Below are 22,699 nucleotides of genomic sequence, written 5' to 3'. Positions count from 1 at the left end.
ACGCCACAGCGGCAGGCGCAAACGCGCCGCCGTCACAAAAGAGCGGTCACCTTGAACCACCCGTCCTCGACGCGTGCCTCCAGCCGACCGCCGACGCCGTCCAGGCGCCGCTCCAAATCGCCCAGACCATGCTGATTGTGGACCGTACGAGGGCCGGAAGGAAGGTCCACCCCGTCGTTGGCGATGGTCAGCCGGCCGTCCGCGCCCTCGATGACGCACCGGCGGGCGGTGCTGTGGCGCAGGATGTTGGTGACCGCCTCGCGCAGCATGGTCGCGAGCACCGTGTCGGTCCTGTCGTCCAGGGCTCCGAGCCGGAGATCGGCCCTGACCTCGATCCCGGCCGCCGTGAGTATCGCCTGTGCGGAGTCGGCCTCGCCGGTGAAGGAGATGTTGCGGTAGTCGCTGGCCACATGGCGTACGTCGGCCAGCATGCGCCTGAGCGAGTCAAGGATCCGCTCCAGCTCCGTGTGCGCCCGGGAGGGGGACGTGCTGATCAGGCGGCACGCCAGCACGCCTTTGAGCGCCACCTGCGACAGGCCGTCCACCAGCACCTCGTTCAGCTCGCGTGCCATGCGCAGCCGTTCCCGCTCGACGGCGGCGTCCGCCAGCTCGCCGCGCGCGGCGTGCGTCTCGGCCACCATGATCAGCAGCCAGCTCACGGCGTACACGACGAGGCCGGTGAGCAGCGTCGAGATGGTGAGCCAGGCGACCATGCTGACGCTCGTCCCGGCCAGCACCGCCAGCGTCAGCACCGCGCCGCCCAGGGCGGCGTACAGGATCCAGCGGGCCCTGCCGGACACCACGAGCAGCACGCCCGCCGCCACGAACCCGCCCATGCCGCCCCACGGGACGTGCAGCCAGGCCAGCGGCAGGAAGGCGGCGACGGCCTCCACCACCAGCGCGGCCCAGCGCGCCCGGGGCGTGCGCAGCATGCCGAAGGTGAGCGGCACCTGCATCGCCAGCATGACCGCCAGGCAGACCGCGGCGCCCAGCACGTCCACCGTGCCCGAGTACGTCCAGACGATGTTGAGCAGGATGGCGAGCGCGTAACCGGCCAGCACCACGGCGACGATGCAGGCGGCCGTCCTCGGGCCCCACCGGTCCGCGACTCCGGCCCCCTGCCTCCAGCCGCCGCGCGGCGAGGCGTCCTGCGGATGGCGGTCGGGCGGGGCGGACTGGTGGCGCAGCGGGGCCTCGGCCGTCAGGTGGAACCAGTGGCCCTCTCCCCTGGCCGTCAGCCGGCCGCCGATCTCCGACAGGCGGGCGGTCAGGTTGCCCAGGCCGTCGCCGCGGTCGGTGAGGTCCGCGTGGACCGCGTCCACGCCGTCGTTGGCCACGTGGAGCCTGACCGTGCCGTTCTCGACGGCCAGCTCGATGTCGCAGTGCTGCGCCTTGCTGTGCCGCAGCACGTTGGTGATGCCCTCGCGCAGCACGATCGCCATCACCTCGTCGAGGCGGCCGGTGAGCGTGATGTCGGGGATGCGGATGCCGGCCTCGATCTGGGCGGCGGACAGGGTGGCGGCGGCGTCGGTCTTCTCCCTGGCCAGCGACATCTTGCCGTAGCCGCCGGTCACGGACTGGGCGCCGACCGTGGCCTGGCGTACGACGTCGAGGGCGTGCCGCATCTCCTCGAGTGCGCGGGCGCGGGCGGCGGGCAGCAGCCGGTACGCCAGCTCGTACCGGAGGGTGATCGCGGACAGGTCGTGCCCCACGAGGTCGTGCAGGTCGCGGGCGACCCGCAGGCGTTCCTGCACGACGGCCATGCGGACGAGGTCGGTACGGGAGTCGTGCAGCTCGGCGGCGATCGTCGACAGGGAGCCGACGGCGTACAGCATGAGGCCGGTCAGCAGCGTGAGGTGCACGGCGTAGACCAGGTTGAGCGGCTCCCACGGCTGGCCCTGCAGCAGCGCCGCGACCAGCACCGCGGCGCCCACGACGGGATAGAGCACCCACCGCACGCCGCTCTTGATCACCACCAGCGTCGAGCCGGCGAGGAAGCCGGCGGCGGCGCCGAACTGCGGCCCCACCCAGGCGGCGGGCGCGAACGTGGCGACGGCCTGCAGCCCGAGCGTGAGGAAACGGACCCGGGCCGGCCAGCCGAGCGCGCCCTGGCTGTAGTGCGCGAGCTGCAGGGACACGACGACGGCGAGACAGCCGAGAAAGGCGAGCAGGCCCGCGCCGCGCAGGCCGCCCGCCACCACGGCGATCACCGAGTTGGTGGCATAGCCGACGGCGACGGCGGCGGTGACGGCCCACGCCACCCGCCGCGTTCGCGGCTCCAAGGGCCTGAGCCGCATGCCCTCATGACCCAGTAAGTGCGGGCCCATCCCCTTGCCCCCTTAGCGGCTCGGCTGCCTTCCTCTCAGCGCGCGGACAGCGGAACGCACGTTGATAGGAAAATCGGAACAGCCCCCGTCGGGCGAAGAGGCGCCGGCATGAAAGGCTTTGGCACTCCGGAAAACAGGAACCCCATCGTGAGCAGCGCGCCGTTCGTCATGATCGGGTGCCACGTCCGATCCTCACCTCGCCCGTGAACGGATGTGAAAACATCTTGCCACACGGACCGATCGGACTTCATGGGCGCTGCATGCGCGCAGGTGACACATCAGGGGCGGGTGATCAGGCGGTCTCTCCGGCCGGGGTCAGCCGGTGCGCCAGGTCGGGCCAGTGGGCGTCGTTCACCGGCTGCCAGCCGCTCGCGGGCTCGCGCGGCGGCTTCCTGCCGATCACGAGGGCGCCCACGCTCGACTCGACGCGCCAGTCGGCGTCGAGGGCGTCGGCCCACAGCTCGACGTCCACACTCTCCAGCGGGTACGCGCCCAGCCCGAGCCCGGCGGCCACCAGGCACAGCGTCTGGGTGAGCATGCCGACATTCTTCAGCATCATGGCGTAGCTGAGCCCGTTGTACTTCCACGACAGCCGGCGGAAACGCGCGGTGATGATGACGAGGACGGGCGGCGGATGATCCATCTCGGCGGCCAGCCGCGCGTTCTCCAGCGCCGCGCCGACGTCGGCCGGCTCGCCCGGCAGCCTGCGCAGCCCGTGATCGAGCGGGTCGTAGTGGTAGACGCCCCGCGGCATGTCGCCGCAGTCGCCCGCGACGACGTACAGCTCCAGCTCATAGAGCGAGCCGACGCTCGGATAAGGGCGATCGCTGGTCTCCTCCGGCGAGCCGGGCGGGCCGCTCACCGAGCGCACCCTGGCCGTGCGGTAGAGCAGCTCGCCGAGCTCCCGCGCGGTGAGCGGCCCAGGGGCGGGGGGCGCGCCGTTCGCCGCCTCCACGGCCGCGCCGAGCGGCGGATCGGCCGCGACCAGGCGCTCCCACGTGGGCCGGTACAGCGTGACGAGGCCGCTGTCGTGGCGGTCGGCGACCACGGGCTCGACGCCGCGCCGGTCCCCCACCGGATGCGTCGCCCCGAAGTCCGCGTCGTGCCTGCCCAGCGTGGAACGGCTGTGGAAGAGCAGGTTGACCGGCGACCACGCGACCAGCACGTCGTCGGTGTCCTCGGCGAACTCCGCCGGGCGGAACGGCTCGACGCGCTCCGCCCGCACGACCATCCCCGTCGCCACCAGGTGGGCGACGAGGGTGGCGAAGTACGGCGGAGCGTCGCCGATCGCGTCCAGTCTGGTGGGCCGCCTGAGGTGGCCGACCAGGCCCATGGCCTCGGGGGTGTGCAGGACCACCCGGTGCAGCGCCAGGGGCGATTCGAGCCGGTAGTCCATGCCGTCGGAGCTGATGATCGCGAACCTGGACAGCCGGACGGGGACGTCGCCCGGCACCGGCGGCACTCTCAGACGCGAGCGCGGCGTGAGCGGGACCAGCGATACCAGCGGCTGCTCCTGGTCCGCGCCCAGGGAGCGCACGACCAGGGGTTCGAGGCGCTCCAGGAGACGGTGGAGGGTGGCCAGGTCCGCCGCTTCGCTGATGACGTTGTCGAGGCGGATCGGCCCCAGGGCCATCCGCTGGAGCGCCTCGGCCACCGTCCGCCCCGGATGCGGCACCTCGATGTCGTCCCAGCGGCTGTGCAGCACCATTGTTCCTGCGCGGGAGTCGGCTTCGAGGTAGACGTCCTCGCGAAAGGACCATAACGCGCGCAGTTCGCGTCTCCTGTGGCCGAATCCGGCAGCCATGATCGGTCACTCCTGCGGCTAGAGGAACAGCGGGATGGGATTGAGGTCGTGGTAGGCGGTGGCGCGGCGCAGCCGGCCCAGCCGGACGGGGACGTCGTACAGCCGGCCTGGGGCGAAACGGGCCCAGAAGTGCCGCAGGCCGGGCACGGTCACCTTGACGACCGGCATGCCGATGTCGGGCCTGGTCTGGTCCAGCACGAGGACGTCCAGGCCGTGCCGCTCGGCGATGGCGTGCATGGCGGCGACGTCGGTCTCCAGGCCGCCGTGCCCGGCGTCGCCGTAGTCGGCGAGGCGTCGTGGCGCCTGTCCGGGGTCGGGCAGCAGGTACGGCTGGTTCGCCGTGGTGGCCTCGCGCCACCACGTCACGAGGTGCGTGTCGGCCAGCGCGTACCCGGTGCCGTCCGGCCTGGCGTCGGCCACCGCGCAGAGCATCTGCCCGAGCTCCGTGAGCGCCCTGCGTACGGCGATGCGCACGTCGAAGTGGGCGCCGAAGCCGAGCATGATGTCCTGGGCCGGCTTGTCGGTGCGGCGCGAGATCGCCGCCACGACGGGCACGCCGAGGTCGGAGGTGAGGTCGAGCAGCCACAGGGCCCGGCCGATGCCCGCGTGGCCGTCGAAGACGCCGGAGATGAACGGATCGTCGAAGGACGCCTGGTCGATCACCGGCTGCCGGGTCATGTTGTACCACCACAGCGCCACCGCGTCGCGTTCCACCAGTTCGAGGAAGCCTTGGACGGTCGCGTCGGCGAGGCTCGCGCCCGCGGCGTTGCCGTTGGAGGTGGCCCTGAGCGAGGGCTCGCCGGCGCCGCCGGTGAAGTAGAGCAGGTCGGTGGGCAGCAGCCGCTCGGCCCCCGTCGTCAGCGAGCGCACGGGGGTCCAGTCGATGACCGCCCGGTCGTCGAAGGGCTCGGGGACCTGCTGGAAGGGCGTGGCGCCGGCGTTCCAGCGGGCCCGCTCGGCGTATTGGCGCTCGTGGAACAGCTGGCAGCTGTCCGGGTGGACGGCGTCCGCGCGCAGGTCGTGGTAGCTGCCGCGGACGACCTGCTCGTCGCCGAGCCTGGTGCCGCAGTAGCGCTCCACGGCCTCGGCGAGCGCGCTGACCCGCGCCTCCAGGTCGGTGCAACCCTTGCCGCCGCTCCACTGCCGCACCCCGCCCGCCTCGTCGTCGAGCGCGAGGTTCCTGCCCGACAAATAGCAGTGGACGAAGCCGGGGCTGCGCGGGTCGGGCCTGATGGGGTCGGTGATGCCGGTCACCGGGTCGGCGAGGTGGCGGTAGCGCTCCCACACGTCCTCGAGCGGCATCGCGCGGTGGCTGTTGCCCGGCCTGCTGCCCGCCGACGCCACCGAGGCGGGGACCACGCGCACGCGGTTCGCGGCGGGGTCCCCGCACGCGGCGCACTGCGGACGCCGCGTGACCGGGTGGCAGGACAGCGCCAGATTCACCGTGTCCAGCGTCCACACCTGCTCGCGCAGCCCGCTCGCCGCACCGGCCAGCCATTTCGTCAGCTCAAGGACCGCCAGGTGCAGGCCGGCGGCGCGGGTCGGCGCCAGCGACGCCTCGGGCGGCTCCGGCGTGCCGGGCCGGCGGCGGCGCAGCCGCGCGGCCAGGCACTCCCAGCACGGGCCCGTCCCCGGCTCGAAGGCGGGGCCCACCCACACGTCGGGCCCGCAGACGCTGGCCAGCAGCCAGGGCGTCCCGTCGGACAGCCGCCGCTCGTTGATCTCCGCCAATCGCGGGTCGAGGTAGTCGGCGCAGAGCACGAACAGGGCGTCGGCGCGGGATTCGTCCTGCGTGACGGTCAGCCCGGCGGCCCGGCAGGCGTCGGCCGCGGGCTGCGCGCCCGCGAGCGCGACGACCGCGACCGACGTGGGATCGGCGCCGGCGTCCGGCCGGTCGACGCCGGCGAGGTCCCAGTAGGCGTCGGCGGCGGTTCGCGACGTCGTCTGAAAGCCGACGAGGTTCGCCCGCGCCAGGCGGCCCAGCATGTGGCCGACCCTGTCCTCGGACGCGAACGGCGCCATCGCGCGGCGGATCTCGGACTCGGTACGGGTGCCGTCGAGGAGCGGCGCCAGCCGGTGGACGAGGGCGCCCTGCAGGGTGGTCGTGCCCCGCGCCGAGGTCACCCGGATCGCACCGCCCGGAGCCTGCTCCACCCTGAGGTGGCGCTTGAAACCGAGGAACAGCCGGTCTGCCTGGGCCGCCATGGCCGCCTCACGCGGCGCAGTACGTGGGGAAGGCCGGACGCGTCTGCTCGGCCGGGTCCTCGATGACGAGGTCGGCCGCCCACGCCGCGGGAAGGTCCGCGTCCGTCATGGTCCATGCGGTGATCGTGGTGGAGCGCTCGCGCTTGGCCTGGGCGTCGGGGCGCGAGAGTACCGATGCGGTCATGACCCCTCCTCGGGAACCGGAAAAGCAACTGGACAGCCAGATCGTGTGCCGATTCGGCGGAGATTTCTAGTTATCTCGTCATTCGCCGACCGTGAATTATTCACACCGCACGCGTGATCCATTCCGTCGATCCCGAGCCGCCGCGACTTTATTCTGGGCGGGAAATGACCGGAAATGGAAGGGATTGCGATGTTCACCGTCCATCGGCGCAGGCCGCGCGCCTGCCGGACCGGTGGGCCGGACGCTGCGGGAACACAGATCAGTACGAAACGAGGAAGACCATGACGCAAACTCTGGATCCCACCCATCGAGTGGTCGGAAGTTACCGCGAGTACGCCGTGATGTTCACCGACCAGCAGCAGACCATGGTTGAGGACTTCGGCATGGACAGGGAAGCGGCCGAGTGCGCGCACCGCGAGATGGAGGCCATGGGCACGGCCAACGCCGAGGTGGTCGCCCGCGACATCACCGTCGCCTACGGCCCTTGGGAGCCGGTGGCCGGCGAGACCTCGAACGGGAACGCAGCGTGATGGACGCCATGCGCCGCGACGAGACCCCCGCGATGCCGGGCCGCCGGCCACCGGCCGCCCCGAGCCGGCTCGGCCTGCCGAACACCGTGCTCACCAAGCGGGTCGGGCTGGTGCTGCCCCAGGCGATGCCGTTCACCTCGTGGGAGCGGCTGGGCAAGCAGATCGCCCTCATCACCGACTCGTCGACGTGGTGGCTCGGTGACTGGCTCAACTACGGCGAGAAGACCTTCCCCGACCGGTATCAGCGGGCCATCGCCGGCACGTCCCTCAACTACCAGACGCTGCGCAACTACGCCTGGGTCGCGCGGCGCTTCCCGATGCACCGCCGCCGCGACAGGGTCAGCTTCCAGCACCACGCGGAGCTGGCCTCGCTGCCGCCCGACGAGCAGGACGAGTGGCTCGACCGGGTGGAGCAGCACCGATGGTCGCGCAACCAGCTCCGCCAGCAGCTGCGCAACCGGTGCGTCGGCGCCCGCGAGCGGCCGCAGGAGACGCCGGTGACGCTGCGCATCGACCACTCCAGGGAGGAGCGCTGGCTGCAGGCGGCCGGGGAGACCAGGCGCAGCCTGCACGAGTGGATGACCATGGTCCTGGACCAGGTGGCCGATCTGCTGCTGCTGCCCGAGCGGCGTACGCGGAACCTCGCCCTTCCCGTCGGCGACGAGACGATCGTGCTGACGCCCGCCCTGCCGGGCACCGTCAAGGTCCCCGAGCCGGGCGAGGCGCTCGTGGTGTCGGGAGGCGAACGTTCCCTGGCATGACCATCGGCCCCGCCGCTCCCGGCGGGGCCTTCCTTCTGTGCCCCGAACACAGGACAGCGCCCGGCGGTCGCCGGGCGCTGTCGTGGTCGTCAGGTCAGGACGCGAGCCGGATCGGCAGGCTGCGCAGGCCCCAGGTGAAGTTGGAGGCGTTGTAGCGGGGCTCGCCGGTCAGCTCCATCGTCCGCACCTGGCCGATCAGCTCCTCGAAGAAGACCTTCAGCTCCAGGCGGGCCAGCCGGGCGCCCAGGCACAGGTGCCGGCCGGCGCCGAACGTGATGTGCCGGTTGGGCGAGCGGTCGACCCGGAACCGATCGGCGTGCTCGAAGACCGATTCGTCCCGGTTGGCGGAGACGTTCCAGAGCGTCACCCGGTCGCCGACCGCGATGCGCACGTTGCCGATCTTGGTGGGCCGTACGGCGGTGCGCATCGCGTGCACGCCTGGCACCGTCCAGCGCAGCACCTCCTCCACGGCGGCGGGCACGCCGGAGGCCCCCGCGGAACGCAGCAGCTCCCACTGGTCGGGCCGCTCGATCAGGGCGAGCACGCCGCCGGCGGCCGAGTACCGGGTGGTCTCGTTCGCTCCGGCCAGCACGCCGTTGCAGTTGAAGATGATCTCCTCGTCGGTGAGCGGCCGCTCCTCGCCCTCGCCGACCAGCCTGCGCTCGGCGGCGATGCGGCTGACGAAGTCGTCGCCAGGGTTCCGCCGCCGCTCGGCGAGCAGCTCGGTGAAGAAGAGGAAGATCTCGCTGTGGGCACCCGCGCGGGCCGCCTCGTCGTCCCCTTCGAACGCCTCCGTGGTGATCGAGCCGACCCACTCCCACTCGCTGCTCGGGATCCCCATCAGCGCGCACACCACGTTGTTGGGGATCTGCTTGGCCACCTCCAGGAACTCGACCTCGCCCTGGGCGACCGCGTCCCGTACGACGGCGCGCACGACCCGTTCGACCAGCGCCTGCAGCCGCGGCACCTCGGCGTGGCCGAACTCCTTGGCCAGCACGCTCTTGAGCTGGGTGTGGTCGGGCGGATCTGAGACGATCAGCATGCGCTGGGCGACGGCCGACACCGCGCCGGGGTCGCTGTCCAGGCGCATCCCGTAACGCGAGCTGAAGGACTTCTGGTCGGTGTAGACCCCCACGATGTCGTGGTAGCGGGTCACCGCCCAGAACCCGGGGCCGTCGTCCTCCTCGTGCCAGTGCACCGGGTCGTGCTGCCGCAGCCAGGCCAGCACCGACCAGAACCCGCCCCTGCTGAACAGCTCGGGGTCTTTGAGATTCACCTGCATGGTCAGCTCCAGTACGCCCCGAGCGCGGCGACCACGTCGTCCGCCCGCTCCAGGCAGAAGTAGTGTCCGCCGGGGAACGTCCGCCGGCGGAACCCGCCTCCCGCATAGGCCCGCCAGCCGTCGAGGTGGCCGGGCGTGACCGTCTCGTCGTCCTGGCCGCCCCACGCCTCCAGCGTGGCCGGGACGGCCACCGCGTGATGGGTGTAGGTGAGCGACAGCCGCGCGTCCTGCCGCAGCACGTCGAGCATCAGCTCGCGGCTGTCCTCGTCCAGGTCGTCCTCGTCCAGGGCCCGTACGTCGAGCAGCTTCGTCAGCTCCGCGTCGTCGTCCGCCAGGCCCCGGCCGGCGCCCACCCACATGTGGGGCGGGCGGCAGCCGGCGACGATCAGCGCGCGAGGGCGCCTGCCGTACTCGTCGGCGAGCCTGCGGACGATCTCGTAGCCCAGCAGGCCACCGAAGCTCTGGCCGAAGACGATCAGCGGGTCGTCCGGCTTGAGCAGCGCGGTCAGCTCGCCGAGCACGCCGGTGACCACCTCGTCCACGCTGCTCGCCGGCGGCTCGGCCCAGCGGGTCTCCCTGCCGGGCAGCTGGACTCCGATCACGGAGACCTCGGGCCCCGCCATGGCCTGCCATGGACGGTACTGCCCGCAGCCGGCCCCGGCGGGCGCCAGGCACAGCAGCGTCGCCGGCGGCCCCGCGTGGAACGGCAGCAGCCAGGGCCCGCTCACGACACCTCCTCTGCGACGACCCAGCCCAGCCGGTCCAGCTCGGCGGCGAGGCCCGCCACCGTGGGGTTGCCCAGCAGCTGCCCGACCGTGAGCCGGACGCCCGTCGCCCTGCGCAGCGCCGCCACGGCCCGCGCCGCGAGCAGGGAGTGGCCGCCCAGCTCGAAGAAGTCGGCGTCCACGTCGTGCACCGGCTGCGGCAGCAGGCCGTTCCACACCTCGCAGACCACGCGTTCGGCGGGCGTGCCCGGCCGCCGCCCACCGGTCGCGGTGGCGGCCGTCATCCTGGCGAGCGCGGCGCGGTCCACTTTGCCCGTGGGCGTGGTGGGCAGCGCGGGGACCGCCGTCACCTGGGACGGGACCACGGCCGGCGGCAGGCGGTCGGCGCAGGCCGTACGGACCGCCTCCAGGCGCTCGCCGGAGTCCACGACCACGGCGAGCCCGAGCGCGCCCAGGCCGGCCAGCAGGTAGGCGGCGGCGCCGCGGACGCCGTCGATCTCCACGGCGACGCGTTCCACCTCCGAGAGCTCCACCCGGAAGCCGCGGATCTTCACCTGCTCGTCGCAGCGGCCGCGGTACTCCAGCAGGCCGTCGGGGCGGCACAGCGCGAGGTCGCCGGTGCGGTACAGCCGGCCGCCGTCGCCGGCGAACGGGTCGGGGACGAACCGCTCGGCGGTCAGCCTGGGCCGTCGCCGGTAGCCGGCCGCCACGGCGGGACCGCCGATGAACAGCTCCCCCTGGGTGCCAGGGGGGAGGGGCCGCAGCTCGTCGTCCAGGATGTGGACGGTGTAGCCGGGGAGCGGCCGGCCGATCGTCGTCACGTCGTCGCCTCTGGCCGTGTCGGCGCAGGTGGCCGCGATGGTCGCCTCCGTGGGCCCGTACACGTTGAGCATCCTGCCGGTGAAGCGGGCCGCCAGCGCGGCGGGCAGCGGCTCGCCGGCCGCCACCAGCACCTCGGCCCCCGCGACCTCCTCCTCGCAGGCCAGCAGCAGCGACGGCGTCATGCACACCACATTCGGCGCCGCCGCCGCCACGCTCTCGGCCAGGTCGGTGTCGATGATCGTCATGCCCTGGCCGTACCTGAGGTACAGCAGCGCGCACCACAGCCAGCCGTCGAAGGACGGGGACACCGCGTTCACGCCCGTGCCGCCCGTGGGCAGGCCGAGCCCGCCCAGCGCGGCGACGAACGCCCCGAGCCCCCGGTAGGACACCTCGACGCCTTTCGGCCAGCCGGTCGTGCCCGAGGTGTAGATGACGTACGCGACGCCGGAGGGGTGCGGGTCGGCCCGGCGCGGCGCCGGATCGTCCCCGTCCAGCGCGGCGGCGGGCAGCACCCGGCACCGCTGCGGCACGGCTCCCGCGGGCACGCGGTCACCGACGATCAGGTGGGTGTCGGAGTCGCGCAGCACGAAGCTGAGCCGGTCGGCGGGGTGCCGCTCGTCCAGCGGCACGGCCGTCGCGCCCGTCCACCACACGGCGAGCAGCGCGGGGAGCGACAGATGGCTGCGGCCGAGGCAGAGCCCCACCTGGGTGCCGGGGCCCGCGCCCTGCGCGGCCAGCGTGCCCGCGATGGCCCGCGTGCGCTCGCCGAGCTGCGTGAACGTGAGCGCCCCGTCGGGTGCGCTCACCGCGGTCTCGGACGGGCGGGTGGCCGCCCATCGGTCGAGGGCGGCGAAGATCTCGGTTACGCCGTTGTTCGTCGTCATGCGCTCATGTCCTTCATCTCCGCCGGGCCGGCCAGCGATGACGCGCGCCACGCCGAGTACGACCGCATGCCGTACAGCAGCGGGATCCCCGGCTGCTCGGCCACCCGCAGCAGCCGCCCGAACAGCACTTCGTGGTCGCCGTCGCGGATCGCCCTGCTCACCCGGCACTCGGCCATCGCCAGCGTGTCGTCCACCAGCCACGGCAGCCCGTACTGCGACCTGATCCAGCGCACGCGGGAGAACCGGTCGGGCACCGGCCCTGAGAACAGCTCCGCCGTGGCGCGGGCCCCCGCGTCCAGCAGGTTCACCGCGAAGGCGCCGCGCTCATGGACGGCACGCAGCGTGGCGCTGCCGATCCGCAGGCACACCAGGATCGTCGGCGGCGACAGGGTGACGCTGGTCATCGACGAGCACGTCATGCCGTGGGGGCGGCCGACGGTGTCGACCGCCGTCACCACGGCGACCCCGGTGGGGAAGCGGCTCATCAGCGCCCGATGGTCGCCGGCCGACGCGACGGGCCCGTCGAGGACAGGGAGCTCCTTGGCGCCCATCAGCTGTCCCCGTGCAGCTGCCGCAGGTACTCGTAGTTGCTGGGCAGCGAGGAGACGAGGTCCGCCTGGCGGTGCTTGACGTCGGCGAAGAGCCGCTCGGCCGCCTCGATGGCCTCCGGCTTGTACGTGAGCGACGGCAGCGGCTTGTCCGGCCGCAGCCCCATGCCGGAGAAGATGCAGTAGTAGCTGCCGTTGGTCCAGAAGTTGCGGAACTCGGCCTCGAAGTTGCCGTAGTAGCCGCGCTCGTCGGTGATCGGCAGGTTGATCGGCAGGCCCGCCTTGAACATCGCGATCTTCTGCTTGATTCCCTCGGCCAGCTCCAGCTCCTTGTTCGCCCGCCAGAACGGCGTGTCCGTGCGCGGCGAGAGGGAGAAGTGGGCCTGGATGAAGTCCCTGGTGTCGTCGAACATCTCCTCGATCTCGCGGTTGAAGCCGTCGATCAGCACCGGGTCGAAGGTGCGGTCGGGGAAGTGCTTGGCCAGCTGGTAGATGGCCGCGTAGATGAAGTAGATGCCGGTGGACTCCAGGGGCTCGAGGAAGCACGACGCCAGCCCGATGCTCACGCAGTTGCGCACCCAGGCGCGCCGGTTGCGGCCCACGCGGAAGCGGATCTGGTTGAGCGGGGCGGTCTCGGGGTCGAGGCCCCAGAGCCGGCAGAGCTCCTCGGTGGCCTGGTCCTGGGTGGCGAACTGGCTGGAGTAGACGTAGCCGGTGCCGAAGCGGCCGAGCATCGGGATCCGCCAGGTCCAGCCCGACGACATCGCGATGGCGGAGGTGTAGGGCTCGACGCCGTTCGCGGCGTCGTCGTGCGGGACGGCCGTGGCCACCGCGCTGTCGCAGAGCAGGTGGTCGTTCATGTCGATGAACGGCTCCTCCATCGCCTGGTTGATGAGCAGGCCGCGGAAGCCGGAGCAGTCGATGAACAGGTCGCCCTCAAGGAGGCGTCCGCCGGCGGTGCGCAGGGCGGTGATGAAGCCGCGCTCGTCGCGCAGGACCTCGGTCATCTGGTCCTCGACGTGCTCGACGCCCTGCTTGTCCACCGCGAACTTCCGCAGGAAGCCCGCGACCTTCGCGGCGTCGAAGTGCCAGGCGTAGTAGGTGGCGGGGGTGCCGTCGAGATGGCGCGGCGCCCGGTTGGCGTCCATGATCGCGGTCTCTTTGAAGCACGCGTAGTCGAAGGGCTCGTCGGTCTCGCCCTTCAGCAGTTTGGCCGCCCAGTAGTGCGACAACGGGATCTGGTCGGCGGACGGGAGCAGGCCGAAGGGGTGGAAGAACTGGTCGGTACGCCCGCCGAGCGGCTGCGGCGTCGGCGAGCTCTCCCCCGGCGTGCGCCAGTTGATGAACTTCACCGCCACCTTGAAGCTGGCGTTGCACTCGCGCATCCACTCGTCTTCAGGGATCCCCAGGTAGTTGAAGAAGGCCCGTTGGAGGTTGGGCACCGTGGCCTCGCCCACGCCGATGCGGGGGATCGCCGGCGCCTCCAGCACGGTGATCTTCACCGTCCGCTGCAGGGCCTTGCCCAGGTAGGACGCGGTCATCCAGCCTGCCGTACCGCCGCCGAGAATGACGATGTTGCGCACGCGGTTGTCGTGGGACATGTTGGTGACTCCTTCTGTCTCGAACTATGCGTGTGCGCGCAGCCGGGGCCCGACGGGCGCCGCCACGTCCACCGGGAGCTGCAGCGACTTGGTCTCGCAGAACTCCTCAAGCCCTTCCACGCCGCATTCGCGGCCGATGCCCGACTGCTTGACCCCGCCGAAGGGCGCCAGGATGTTGAACGGCCCGCCGTTGATGTCCACCTGGCCGACCCGCATCCGCGTGGCGACGTGCCGCGCCCTGCCGATGTCGGCCGACCAGACGGCTCCGTGCAGGCCGTACGGGGTGTTGTTGGCGATCTCGATCGCCTCGTCCTCGTCCCGGTAGGGCATGATCGACAGCACCGGGCCGAAGATCTCCTCCTTGGCGATGGTCATGGTCTCCCGCACCTCGGAGAACACGGTCGGACGCACGTAGTAGCCGCGCTCGCGTCCCTCCGGCGCCTCCTCGCCCCCGGCGAGCAACGTGGCGCCCTCCGCCACGCCGGTGGCGATGTAGCCACGGACGCGCTCGCGCGCCTGGTCGCTGATGAGCGGCCCTAGGTCGGTGTCCGGGTCGCGGGGGTCGCCGACCCGGTAGCGGCCGGCCAGTCCGGCGGCCAGTTCCGCCGCCTCGTCGTGCCGGTCGGCGGGCACCAGCAGCCTGCTCCACTGCAGGCACGCCTGCCCGGTGTTGAAGCACATCTGGTCCACCGTGGCGGCCACCCCGAGCCGCAGGTCGGCGTCGTCCAGCAGGATGCCGGCGTTCTTGCCGCCCAGCTCCAGGTGGACGCGCTTGACCCTCCTGGCCGCCATCGAGGCGACCTGGCGGCCGGCGCGCACGGAGCCGGTCAGGGAGACCATGTCCACGTCGGGGCTGCGGACGAGGTCGGCGCCCGCGCCCTCGCCCGTGCCCACCACCACGTTGAAGACGCCGGGCGGCAGGCCGCACTCCGCGGTGATCTCGGCCAGCAGGTAGGCGTTGAGCGGGGTCAGCTCGCTGGGCTTGTGCACGACCGCGCAGCCGGCCAGCAGCGCCGGGACCACCTTCTGCAGGGTGAGCAGCAGCGGGACGTTCCATGGCGTGATGGCCGCGACCACCCCTGCGGGCTCGCGCAGCACGAGCGAATTGCCCGCCCGCCGCTCGAAGGCGAACCCGGTCGCCAGCTCCGCGAACGACTCCGTCATGGCGACGGCCAGGCCGACCTGCGCCTGCCGCGCCACCGTCACGGGCGCGCCGACCTCGGAGACGATGACCTCGGCCAGCTCGCCGGCCCGCTCGGAGAGCCTGCGGGCGAGCCGTTCGACGAACGCGATCCGGTCCTTGACCGGGGTCGCCGCCCATCGGGGCTGAGCCGCCCGCGCCGCCTCGGCGGCCCTGCGCGCGTCGTCCAGCGTCCCGGCGGGAACGACCGCAAGCAGGCTCTCGTCGCTGGGGTCGAGCACGTCGATGCCGTCCACGGCGTCGGACGGCCGCCAGTCGCCGTCGATCCACTGTGCGGTGAAGACCTGCGCGGAGCGCCCCATGGCTACCGCTCCCTGCGTACGGGGAACTCGGCCAGGCCACGGAACTGCGGGGTGTCCGCCTTCCACCGGTGCGGCCTGCCGGGCACGAACGACAGGTCGGGCACGCACTGGGTCAGCACCTTGAACGCCGCGCCCGTGACGACCTGCGCCAGGCCGGCGCCGAGGCAGCGGTGGATGCCGACCCCGAACCCGACGTGGCCGGAGTCGTGGCGGCGCACGTCGATCGAGTCGGGGTTGGGCCACCGCTCGGGGTCGCGGTTGGCTGCGCCGCGGACCAGGTAGACCAGCTCGCCGGCCGCGATCGGCTGCCCGGCCACCTCGATGTCGCGGGTCACGAGGCGGTGCGTGAGCTGCACGGATGCGTCGTAGCGCAGCAGCTCCTCCACCGCTGAGGGGATCAGCTCCGTGTCCTCGCGCAGCAGGTTCCACTGGTCGCGCTGGGTCAGCAGGCCGAGGACCCCGTTGCCGATGAGGTCCATCGTGGTGCCGAAGGAGGCCAGCGGCAGCAGCAGCAGGTGCGCGAACATCTCCTGCTCGCTGAGCCGCAGCCCTTCGTCCTTGCCCCGCTCGGCCATCGCGATCACCCGGGTGACCAGGTCGTCCTTGGGGCGGCTGCGCCGGTCGCCGATGAGCTCGGCCAGGTACGGCGTCATCTCGCTGAACGCCTCGGCGGTCGCGCTGCCGGACGGCGCCACCTGGGTGGGGTCGGCGCCGAGGAAGACGCGCTGCATGTGCCGGATCTCGTACCACCAGTCGGTCAGGCGGACGCCCTCACCGGCGGGCAGGCCGTACATGGTCGCCAGCACCCGTCCGGGTAGCTGGTAGGAGAAGTCCTTGACCAGGTCGAACTCGCCCTTCTCCGCGGCCCGGTCGATGACGCCCGTGGCGATCTCCTCGATCGCGGGGCGCAGCGCGCGGATGTCCCGCCCGCGGAACTCGCGGTTCATCAGCTTGCGGATGCGGGTGTGGTCGGGCGGGTCGCGGAACAGCATCCACTCCGGCGCGAGGTCCATGAACCTCTTCATCTCGTCGGACGAGCCGGGACCGACCTTGTTGGACACCATCGCGCCGAGACGGTGCGAGGAGTACGTCTCGGGGTCGAGGTGGGCGGCGTACACGTCGCTGTGCCGGGTGATCACCCACCCGTTCAGCCGGTCGTCCCAATGGACGGGCTCCTCCTCCCTGAGCCTGGCGTACGCGGGATAGGGGTCGTTCAGGAATTCCTTCCCGAACATGTCAACCCGCACCTTCTGGGATCTAATGTCGGCGCCGACCGTCATCAGGGATCACTTCCTTTTGAGCATGCCAATAGCGCGAATAAACAGCGGGGGGCATGGAGATTAGGCGCGAATCCTGCGCTCACTTTCGACTAAGGTCGGCCGCTTTCCGACATTTGTCAAGCCGCCGACAAGGCACGCACGATGGTGACGTCCCGAACGAAAGGAGATTGCCGGTGAAGACAGAGAACGCTGTCATCGCCGAGGGGACCGGGAGGCGACCGCATGGATTCAGGGCGACGGTTTCCTCCGTCATCGGTTTCGCCCTTGACCTGTACGACCTTTATGTGATCGTATTCGTCGCGCCCGCCATCGCGGCGGTGTTCTTCCCCCTCGAGAACTCCGCGTTGGCGCTGGCCGGCAGCTATGTCGCGCTGGCCGCGACGCTGATCATGCGGCCCATCGGCGCGGCGCTGATGGGCGTCATCGGCGACCGGCACGGCCGCAAGCGGGCCATGGTCGTGGCGCTGCTCGGCGTGGGCGCGGTGACCGCCGCCATGGGCCTGCTGCCCGGCGCCCAGGCCATCGGTCTCGCCGCTCCCCTGCTGCTGCTGCTCCTGCGCCTGGCCCAGGGCCTGTTCGTCGGCGGCGTCTTCGCCTCCACGCTCACCCTGGCGACGGAGTCGGTGCCGGCGCGCTGGCGCGGCCTGGTCTCCGGGGTGGTCGGCGGCGGCGGCACCGCGATCGGCAGCCTGCTGGCCGCGCTGGCCCTGTTCGCCACGACCAGGATCTTCCCCGGCGAGGCGTTCAACGAGTGGGGCTGGCGGGTGATGTTCCTGGCCGGCGGCCTGCCCGTGCTGGTCAGCGTGCTCGTGGTGAAGTACGTCGACGAGTCGCCGCTCTGGAGCGCCAAGGAGGACGGCGCGGAGAACCCGCTGACCCCGCTGCTCTCCCGTGGACCGCACAGGAAGGCGCTGGCGGCCAACATCGCCGTGGTCTTCGGCGTCGCCACGTTCTTCCTGCTCACGCTGGGGTTGCTGCCCAGCTTCCTGCAGCTGGTCAACGGGCTGAGCGTGGCGACGGTGAGCGTGGTCCTGGTCTGGGTCAACCTCGGGGCCTTCGCCTTCGCGCCGCTCAGCGGCCATCTCAGCGAGCGGTACGGCAGGCGCCGCGTGCTGCTGTGCGCCTCGGCGCTCAACATGGTGGCGCTGCCCTGCCTGTACCTGTGGCTGGCCGGCGTGTACTCGCCCCTCCTGGTGGCGCTGCCCGCGCTGCTGCTGTCGGGGCTGACCATCGCCGCGTTCGGGCCGCTGCCCATCTTCCTGAACGAGCGCTTCCCCACCGCGATCCGCGCCTCGGGGACGGCCCTGTCGATCAACGGCGGGTTCGCCCTGGCGGGGCTGGTGCCTCCGGTGGTCAACGCTCTGAGCGGCGGTCCCGCGCAGCTGCCCGTCTACGTGGCGGCCGGCCTGGTGCTGGCCGGCGTGGTGAGCGTGACCACACTCTCCCGCACCTCGGAACCGAAGCGCGGGCTCACCTGACCGAGAGGACGATCATGACAACGCTTTCCGGGACCCGGCCTTCGGGGGTCCAGATCGCTCCGTGGGTTCCCGCCGACGAGATCCTGGCCGCCAGCTCGGTGCTGAGCAGCGGGTTCCGCACCATCTGGGTGCCCGACCAGATGCTGGCGCGCAACTCCCACGTGCTGATGTCGGCGATCGCCGCCGGCCGGCACGTGGGCGTGGCCAGCGGCGTGACCATCCCGTTGTCGCGCAACCCCATCGACATCGCCGCCGCGATGGCCACGATCGCCGAGCTGGTGGCGCCCGGCTACGCGGTGCAGATGGGCGTCGGGACGGGTGGCTCGCTGGTGACCAGCATGTTCACCAGGCGTTCGGTGCTCACCCTGCTGCGGGAGAGCATCGGGCTGATCAGACGGCTGTGGGCGGGCGAGATCGTGCTGCTGCGCGACTATCCGTCATTGAGCGAGCGGCTGGGCTGGCGCGACGACGCCATCGCGCGGCTGTCGTTCCCGCTGACCAGAGACATCCCGATCCTGATGGCCATCGGCGGGCCCAAGAGCAGGGCACTGGCGGAGGACCTCGCCGACGGGCTGATCTGCACGAGCACCTACCCCGCGGTGTCGTACGCGGCCCTGGAGGCCGGCGACCACGAGACCGTGGGCGACGTGGTGGCGCTGGCACGGCGGCGGGCGGCGGCCGGCCGGCCGTTCCGCCTGCTCTACGGCCTCAACTGCTGCGTCTCGAACGACGGCGCCGCGGCCAGGGAGTTCGGCCGCAGGCAGGCGGCCATCGTGGCCGGCAACCCGGTCCTCTGGCCCGACCTGGAGCGGGCCGGGTTCGACATGGAGTCGGCGGCCATGGTGCGCGCGGCCCTGCGCGGCGGCAGACCGCTGCCTGAGGCCGCCCAGTACGTCTCCGACGACCTGCTGGACGGGCTCATCGTGTCGGGGACGCCCGAGGCGTGCGCCGCGCGCCTGGAGACCCTGGCGAGCCTCATCCACTCCGTCGGCTTCGACGACTTCTACATCGGCTCGCCGCTGGGCCCCGACATCGCCGAGGCGTCCCGGCTGCTGGTCGACAAGGTGCTGCCTGCGGTGTGGCCGCAGGAGCTGGGGAGGTAACGCATGTGTGGAATCACCGGATGGGTCGCCTTCGACCGCGACCTGCGCCATGAGCGGCCGACGCTCGAGGCGATGACCCGCACGATGACCTGCCGCGGGCCCGACGCGGAAGGGCTGTGGACGGCCCCGCACGCCGCTCTGGGGCACCGCCGCCTGGCCGTCATCGACCTGGAGGGCGGCCTCCAGCCGATGACCGCCTCCGTGCCCGGCGGCGAGGTGTGCCTGGTCTTCAGCGGCGAGGTCTACAACTTCACCGAGCTGCGCGGCGAGCTGGAACGGCTCGGCGAGCGGTTCACGACCTCCAGCGACACCGAGGTCGTCCTGCGCGGTTACCTGCGCTGGGGCGAGCAGGTGGCCGAGCGGCTGAACGGCATGTTCGCCCTGGCCATCTGGGACGACCGCGTGGAGAAGCTGGTGCTGATCCGCGACAGGCTCGGCGTCAAACCGCTCTACATCGCCCCCACCAGGGACGGCCTGCTGTTCGGGTCCGAGCCGAAGGCGATCCTGGCGCACCCGGCCGCCGAGCGCGTGGTCGACGCCGAGGGGCTGCGCGAGTGGCTGGCCTTCGTCATGACGCCCAGGCACGCGATCTGGCACGGCATGCGGCAGGTCGAGCCGGCGACCGTGGTCACCGTGGACGCCTCCGGCGTGCGGGAGCGTACGTACTGGCGGCTCGCGACACGGGCGCACACCGACGACCTGGAGACCACGATCGCCCAGGTGGGCAACCTGCTCGGCGACACCGTGCGCCGGCAACTGGTCGCCGACGTGCCCCGCTGCGTGCTGCTGTCCGGCGGCCTCGACTCCAGCGCGCTGACCGTGCTGGCCGCCGCGCACCTCGGGGCCGAGGCCGTGCCCACGTTCTCCGTGGACTTCGTCGGCCAGTCGGACGGCTTCCTGCCCGACGACCTGCGCGGCACCCCCGACGCGCCGTTCGTGCACGCCGTGGCCGAGCACGTCGGCGCCGACCACCGCGACATCGTGCTCGACCACGCCGCGCTGGCCGACCCGCAGGTGCGCCGCAAGGCGCTGGAGGCCCGCGACCTGCCCGTGGGCTTCGGCGAGATGGACTTCTCCCTCTACCTGCTGTTCAAGGCGATCGGCGAGCGCTCGACCGTCGCCCTGTCAGGGGAGGCGGCCGACGAGGTCTTCGGCGGCTACCGGCAGTTCCACGACGACCGGATCCGGTGGGCCGACGAGTTCCCGTGGATCGCGGTCAACGCGGGGCCGCTCGACCGGGACGCGCTGTGGCTGAAGCCGGACGTACGCGACGCGCTCGACCTGGACGGATACCGGCGTGACCGCTACGCCGACGCCGTACGCGAGGTGGAGCGGCTGGACGGCGAGAGCGACCTGGAGTTCCGCATGCGGCTCATGAGCCACCTGCACCTGACCCGGTTCGTGCGCTTCCTGCTGGAGCGTAAGGACCGGCTGAGCATGGCGGTGGGGCTGGAGGTCCGGGTGCCGTTCTGCGACCACCGGCTGGTCGAGTACGTCTACAACGCCCCGTGGGCCATGAAGAACCACGACGGCAGGGAGAAGAGCCTGCTGCGCAGCGCCGTCCGCGATCGGCTCCCCGCGGCCGTGGCGGAGCGGGTGAAGAGCGCCTACCCCTCCACCCAGGACACCTCGTACGTCAAAGCGCTGCAGGAGCAGACCAGGGAGCTGCTCAGGCAGCCGGGACACCCGGTGTTCGCCCTGGCCGACCGGCGCCGGCTGGAGGCGGCCACCCGGCAGGAGCCTTCCGCGGTCGACAAGCTCGCCAGGCTCGGCATGGAACGCGTGCTCGACGTCATGCTGTGGCTGGACATCTACCGCCCTGACGTGCGGCTTCCCTGACGGGCGTACCGCCGGCAGGACACATCGATGACGGGCGGCTTCGCAGAATGGCATCATGCGAACACCGCTCCCCTTACTTAAGGAGTTCCGCATGCCCGAGAAGTCATTTGCAGTCGTGCGCAACCACGAGGAGCAGTACTCCATCTGGCCGGCCGGTCAGGATATTCCGAGCGGCTGGGAGGCCGTCGGCGTGGAGGGCACGAAAGAGTTCTGCCTTTCCCGCATCCAGGAATTGTGGACCGACATGCGCCCGCTGAGCCTGCGCACCGCGACGGCGGACGCCTGACCCGAAAGAAAAGGGGGATCCAGGTGACCGCGTTCACCGGATGGAGCAGCGAACTCGTCACTTTCTTCGCCGGCCTGGAAAAGGACAATTCGCGAAGTTACCTGGACGCCCACCGCGACCTCTACCGGCGAGCAGTCTTGGAGCCTGCCGAGGCGCTCGCCGCCGCACTCGAACCCACGTACGGTAAGGCGCACATCTTCCGGCTCCGCAAGGACGCCCGGTTCGCAGACGGCCGGCAGCCGTACCACACCCATCTCGGCGTGCAGTTCGCGGGAGACGGGACGCACCACTACCTGTCGGTGTCCGCGCACGAGCTGATCGCGTCCGTGGGGGTGGTCCGCGCCCGCGGGGCCTGGCTGAGCCGCTTTCGCGCGGCGGCGGCCGGCCCCGCGGGCGCGCGGCTCCTGGCGATCATCGCGGACCTGGAGACCGGCGGCTTCACCGTGCCGGGGGAGACGCTGAAGACGGCTCCTCGCGGCTACCCGCGGGACCACCCCCACATCGCCCTGCTGCGCCGCACCGGCCTCGCGGCCACCCTGCGCCGGCCGGCGTCGCTCTGGCTGGACGACCCCGGGGTCACCGAGCTGATCACCGGGGCGTGGGAGCGTGCGGCTCCGTTGAGCGGCTGGCTGCGCCGCTATTCGCCTTTGGAGGATTGACGTGCCCATCTCCCCTGCGACGGTCCGTTCATCGTCGCTCAAGCACTATCAGCGTTCCGCGTGGTCGGCGGGTGACTACACCTCCGTCGCCGGCACCACCACGATCGCCAGCGAGCTTCTGATCGAGCACCTCGACGTACGGCCGGGCGAGCGCGTGCTCGACGCCGCCTGCGGCAGCGGCAACGCCACCATCGCCTGCGCGCGGCGCTTCGCCGACGTCACGGGGCTGGACTTCTCCGCCTCGATGCTGGACGACGCGCGGCGGCGCATGGAGGCCGAGCGGGTGTCCGCGCGGCTCATCGAGGCCGACATCGAGAACATCCCGCTGCCCGACGGGGACTTCGACGTCGTCGTCTCCGCCTTCGGCGCCATGTTCGCGCCCGACCAGAAGCGCACCGCGGCCGAGCTGCTGCGGGTCTGCCGGCCCGGCGGCCGGATCGGCCTGGCGTCCTGGACGGCCACCGGGTCCCTGGGCGGCCTGTTCGAGATCATGTCCCGCTACATCCCGCCCACCCCCGGCACGCCGCAGCCCACCGGCTGGGGCGACCCCGACCGGCTGCGCGAGCTGTTCGGCGGCGGGATCGCCGGCGTCAGGACGGCCCGCAGGGACTTCGTCTTCCGCTACCGCTCCCCCGAGCACTGGCTGGAGCACTTCAAGACCAACTTCGGGCCCACCAGCATGGTCTTCTCCGTGCTGCCGCCACGTCAGGCGGCGGCGCTGGAGCGGGACCTGATCGAGATGTGGGTCCCGTGGAACAGGGCCACCGACGGCACGCTGGTCGCGCCCGTCGAGTACCTGGAGGCCATCCTGGTCAAGCAGCCCTGAGGCGAGTAGGAGAGGCCGGCCGCACGTGCGGCCGGCCTCTCGTCGTGCCGGC

19 protein-coding genes are annotated in these 22,699 nt (G+C 71.8%); 8 read left to right on the top strand and 11 right to left on the bottom strand.

All coding sequences use genetic code 11. The features are described from left to right. Positions 1-32 precede the first annotated feature (32 nt). The 4 genes from AB0K12_RS15180 to AB0K12_RS15165 all read right to left on the bottom strand — a co-directional run bounded on the left by AB0K12_RS15180 (position 33) and on the right by AB0K12_RS15165 (position 6,520). Entirely contained in the window at positions 33-2,327 is a 2,295-nt protein-coding gene (locus tag AB0K12_RS15180) for a histidine kinase (RefSeq protein WP_364560397.1), read from the bottom strand. Between the two features lie 292 nt (positions 2,328-2,619). Further along, positions 2,620-4,131 (bottom strand): SagB family peptide dehydrogenase, encoded by a 1,512-nt coding sequence (locus tag AB0K12_RS15175; RefSeq protein WP_364560395.1) that lies wholly within the window; start codon positions 4,129-4,131, stop codon positions 2,620-2,622. Positions 4,132-4,149: 18 nt separating this feature from the next. Then, the gene (locus AB0K12_RS15170) at positions 4,150-6,336 is read right to left on the bottom strand and encodes a TOMM precursor leader peptide-binding protein (RefSeq protein WP_364560393.1); all 2,187 of its coding nucleotides are present in this window, start codon (positions 6,334-6,336) and stop codon (positions 4,150-4,152) included. Positions 6,337-6,343: 7 nt separating this feature from the next. Then, entirely contained in the window at positions 6,344-6,520 is a 177-nt protein-coding gene (locus AB0K12_RS15165) for a hypothetical protein (RefSeq protein WP_364560391.1), read from the bottom strand. 281 nt (positions 6,521-6,801) lie between these two features. Here AB0K12_RS15165 and AB0K12_RS15160 point away from each other — a divergent pair, with 281 nt between their 5' ends. Both AB0K12_RS15160 and AB0K12_RS15155 read left to right on the top strand, forming a co-directional pair. After that, positions 6,802-7,050 carry a hypothetical protein gene (locus AB0K12_RS15160; protein WP_345392607.1) on the top strand — a complete coding sequence of 83 codons (249 nt, stop codon included), beginning with the start codon at positions 6,802-6,804 and terminating at the stop codon, positions 7,048-7,050. Further along, positions 7,050-7,811 carry an LmbU family transcriptional regulator gene (locus AB0K12_RS15155; protein WP_364561415.1) on the top strand — a complete coding sequence of 254 codons (762 nt, stop codon included), beginning with the start codon at positions 7,050-7,052 and terminating at the stop codon, positions 7,809-7,811. The genes AB0K12_RS15160 and AB0K12_RS15155 overlap by 1 nt, the downstream gene beginning before the upstream one ends. A gap of 94 nt (positions 7,812-7,905) precedes the next feature. Here AB0K12_RS15155 and AB0K12_RS15150 read toward each other — a convergent pair whose 3' ends face one another. Genes AB0K12_RS15150 through AB0K12_RS15120 form a run of 7 tightly spaced genes read right to left on the bottom strand, consistent with a single transcriptional unit; the run spans position 7,906 to position 16,411 of the window. Next, entirely contained in the window at positions 7,906-9,093 is a 1,188-nt protein-coding gene (locus tag AB0K12_RS15150) for a cytochrome P450 (RefSeq protein WP_364560389.1), read from the bottom strand. A gap of 2 nt (positions 9,094-9,095) precedes the next feature. Further along, entirely contained in the window at positions 9,096-9,821 is a 726-nt protein-coding gene (locus tag AB0K12_RS15145; RefSeq protein ID WP_364560387.1) for an alpha/beta fold hydrolase, read from the bottom strand. Next, positions 9,818-11,524, bottom strand: a complete 1,707-nt coding sequence (locus tag AB0K12_RS15140) for a non-ribosomal peptide synthetase (RefSeq protein WP_364560384.1) — start codon at positions 11,522-11,524, stop codon at positions 9,818-9,820. Before AB0K12_RS15140 ends, AB0K12_RS15145 begins: the two co-directional genes overlap by 4 nt. Beyond that, a complete protein-coding gene (locus AB0K12_RS15135) occupies positions 11,521-12,075 on the bottom strand; it encodes a flavin reductase family protein (protein WP_364560382.1) in 555 nt (184 codons plus the stop codon). The genes AB0K12_RS15140 and AB0K12_RS15135 overlap by 4 nt, the downstream gene beginning before the upstream one ends. Continuing rightward, on the bottom strand, positions 12,075-13,673 hold the full coding sequence (locus tag AB0K12_RS15130) for a tryptophan halogenase family protein (protein ID WP_364560379.1): 1,599 nt from the start codon (positions 13,671-13,673) through the stop codon (positions 12,075-12,077). Before AB0K12_RS15130 ends, AB0K12_RS15135 begins: the two co-directional genes overlap by 1 nt. 24 nt (positions 13,674-13,697) lie before the next feature. Continuing rightward, the gene (locus tag AB0K12_RS15125; protein WP_364560376.1) at positions 13,698-15,176 is read right to left on the bottom strand and encodes an aldehyde dehydrogenase family protein; all 1,479 of its coding nucleotides are present in this window, start codon (positions 15,174-15,176) and stop codon (positions 13,698-13,700) included. A gap of 2 nt (positions 15,177-15,178) precedes the next feature. Further along, on the bottom strand, positions 15,179-16,411 hold the full coding sequence (locus tag AB0K12_RS15120) for a cytochrome P450 (RefSeq protein WP_364560373.1): 1,233 nt from the start codon (positions 16,409-16,411) through the stop codon (positions 15,179-15,181). Between the two features lie 98 nt (positions 16,412-16,509). Here AB0K12_RS15120 and AB0K12_RS15115 point away from each other — a divergent pair, with 98 nt between their 5' ends. The 6 genes from AB0K12_RS15115 (at position 16,510) to AB0K12_RS15090 (ending at position 22,647) form a co-directional block, all read left to right on the top strand. Then, on the top strand, positions 16,510-17,934 hold the full coding sequence (locus AB0K12_RS15115) for an MFS transporter (RefSeq protein ID WP_364560370.1): 1,425 nt from the start codon (positions 16,510-16,512) through the stop codon (positions 17,932-17,934). A gap of 14 nt (positions 17,935-17,948) precedes the next feature. Further along, positions 17,949-19,037, top strand: coding sequence for an LLM class flavin-dependent oxidoreductase (locus AB0K12_RS15110; RefSeq protein WP_364560368.1), 1,089 nt, complete (start codon positions 17,949-17,951; stop codon positions 19,035-19,037). A gap of 3 nt (positions 19,038-19,040) precedes the next feature. Next, positions 19,041-20,876, top strand: coding sequence for an asparagine synthase (glutamine-hydrolyzing) (gene asnB / locus AB0K12_RS15105; RefSeq protein WP_364560365.1), 1,836 nt, complete (start codon positions 19,041-19,043; stop codon positions 20,874-20,876). A gap of 91 nt (positions 20,877-20,967) precedes the next feature. Beyond that, positions 20,968-21,162, top strand: a complete 195-nt coding sequence (locus tag AB0K12_RS15100; RefSeq protein ID WP_364560362.1) for an MbtH family NRPS accessory protein — start codon at positions 20,968-20,970, stop codon at positions 21,160-21,162. Between the two features lie 23 nt (positions 21,163-21,185). Next, entirely contained in the window at positions 21,186-21,821 is a 636-nt protein-coding gene (locus AB0K12_RS15095; RefSeq protein WP_364560360.1) for a DUF2461 family protein, read from the top strand. 1 nt (position 21,822) lies between these two features. Continuing rightward, entirely contained in the window at positions 21,823-22,647 is an 825-nt protein-coding gene (locus AB0K12_RS15090) for a class I SAM-dependent methyltransferase (protein WP_364560358.1), read from the top strand. Positions 22,648-22,699: the final 52 nt, after the last annotated feature.

The organism is Nonomuraea sp. NPDC049419 (assembly GCF_040676995.1).
Classification (GTDB): domain Bacteria; phylum Actinomycetota; class Actinomycetes; order Streptosporangiales; family Streptosporangiaceae; genus Nonomuraea; species Nonomuraea salmonea.
The sequence above is the reverse complement of the archived record's forward strand: the minus strand, read 5'-3'. Positions and strand labels throughout refer to the sequence as shown.

Coding starts and splice junctions, on each gene's coding strand:
- AB0K12_RS15120 (WP_364560373.1), bottom strand. CDS start 16,411: ATGTTCGGGAAGGAATTCCTGAACGACCCCTATCCCGCGTACGCCAGG.
- AB0K12_RS15150 (WP_364560389.1), bottom strand. CDS start 9,093: ATGCAGGTGAATCTCAAAGACCCCGAGCTGTTCAGCAGGGGCGGGTTC.
- asnB (WP_364560365.1), top strand. CDS start 19,041: ATGTGTGGAATCACCGGATGGGTCGCCTTCGACCGCGACCTGCGCCAT.
- AB0K12_RS15135 (WP_364560382.1), bottom strand. CDS start 12,075: ATGGGCGCCAAGGAGCTCCCTGTCCTCGACGGGCCCGTCGCGTCGGCC.
- AB0K12_RS15170 (WP_364560393.1), bottom strand. CDS start 6,336: ATGGCGGCCCAGGCAGACCGGCTGTTCCTCGGTTTCAAGCGCCACCTC.
- AB0K12_RS15160 (WP_345392607.1), top strand. CDS start 6,802: ATGACGCAAACTCTGGATCCCACCCATCGAGTGGTCGGAAGTTACCGC.
- AB0K12_RS15155 (WP_364561415.1), top strand. CDS start 7,050: ATGGACGCCATGCGCCGCGACGAGACCCCCGCGATGCCGGGCCGCCGG.
- AB0K12_RS15100 (WP_364560362.1), top strand. CDS start 20,968: ATGCCCGAGAAGTCATTTGCAGTCGTGCGCAACCACGAGGAGCAGTAC.
- AB0K12_RS15125 (WP_364560376.1), bottom strand. CDS start 15,176: ATGGGGCGCTCCGCGCAGGTCTTCACCGCACAGTGGATCGACGGCGAC.
- AB0K12_RS15175 (WP_364560395.1), bottom strand. CDS start 4,131: ATGGCTGCCGGATTCGGCCACAGGAGACGCGAACTGCGCGCGTTATGG.
- AB0K12_RS15165 (WP_364560391.1), bottom strand. CDS start 6,520: ATGACCGCATCGGTACTCTCGCGCCCCGACGCCCAGGCCAAGCGCGAG.
- AB0K12_RS15130 (WP_364560379.1), bottom strand. CDS start 13,673: ATGTCCCACGACAACCGCGTGCGCAACATCGTCATTCTCGGCGGCGGT.
- AB0K12_RS15180 (WP_364560397.1), bottom strand. CDS start 2,327: ATGGGCCCGCACTTACTGGGTCATGAGGGCATGCGGCTCAGGCCCTTG.
- AB0K12_RS15110 (WP_364560368.1), top strand. CDS start 17,949: ATGACAACGCTTTCCGGGACCCGGCCTTCGGGGGTCCAGATCGCTCCG.
- AB0K12_RS15115 (WP_364560370.1), top strand. CDS start 16,510: ATGGAGATTAGGCGCGAATCCTGCGCTCACTTTCGACTAAGGTCGGCC.
- AB0K12_RS15140 (WP_364560384.1), bottom strand. CDS start 11,524: ATGACGACGAACAACGGCGTAACCGAGATCTTCGCCGCCCTCGACCGA.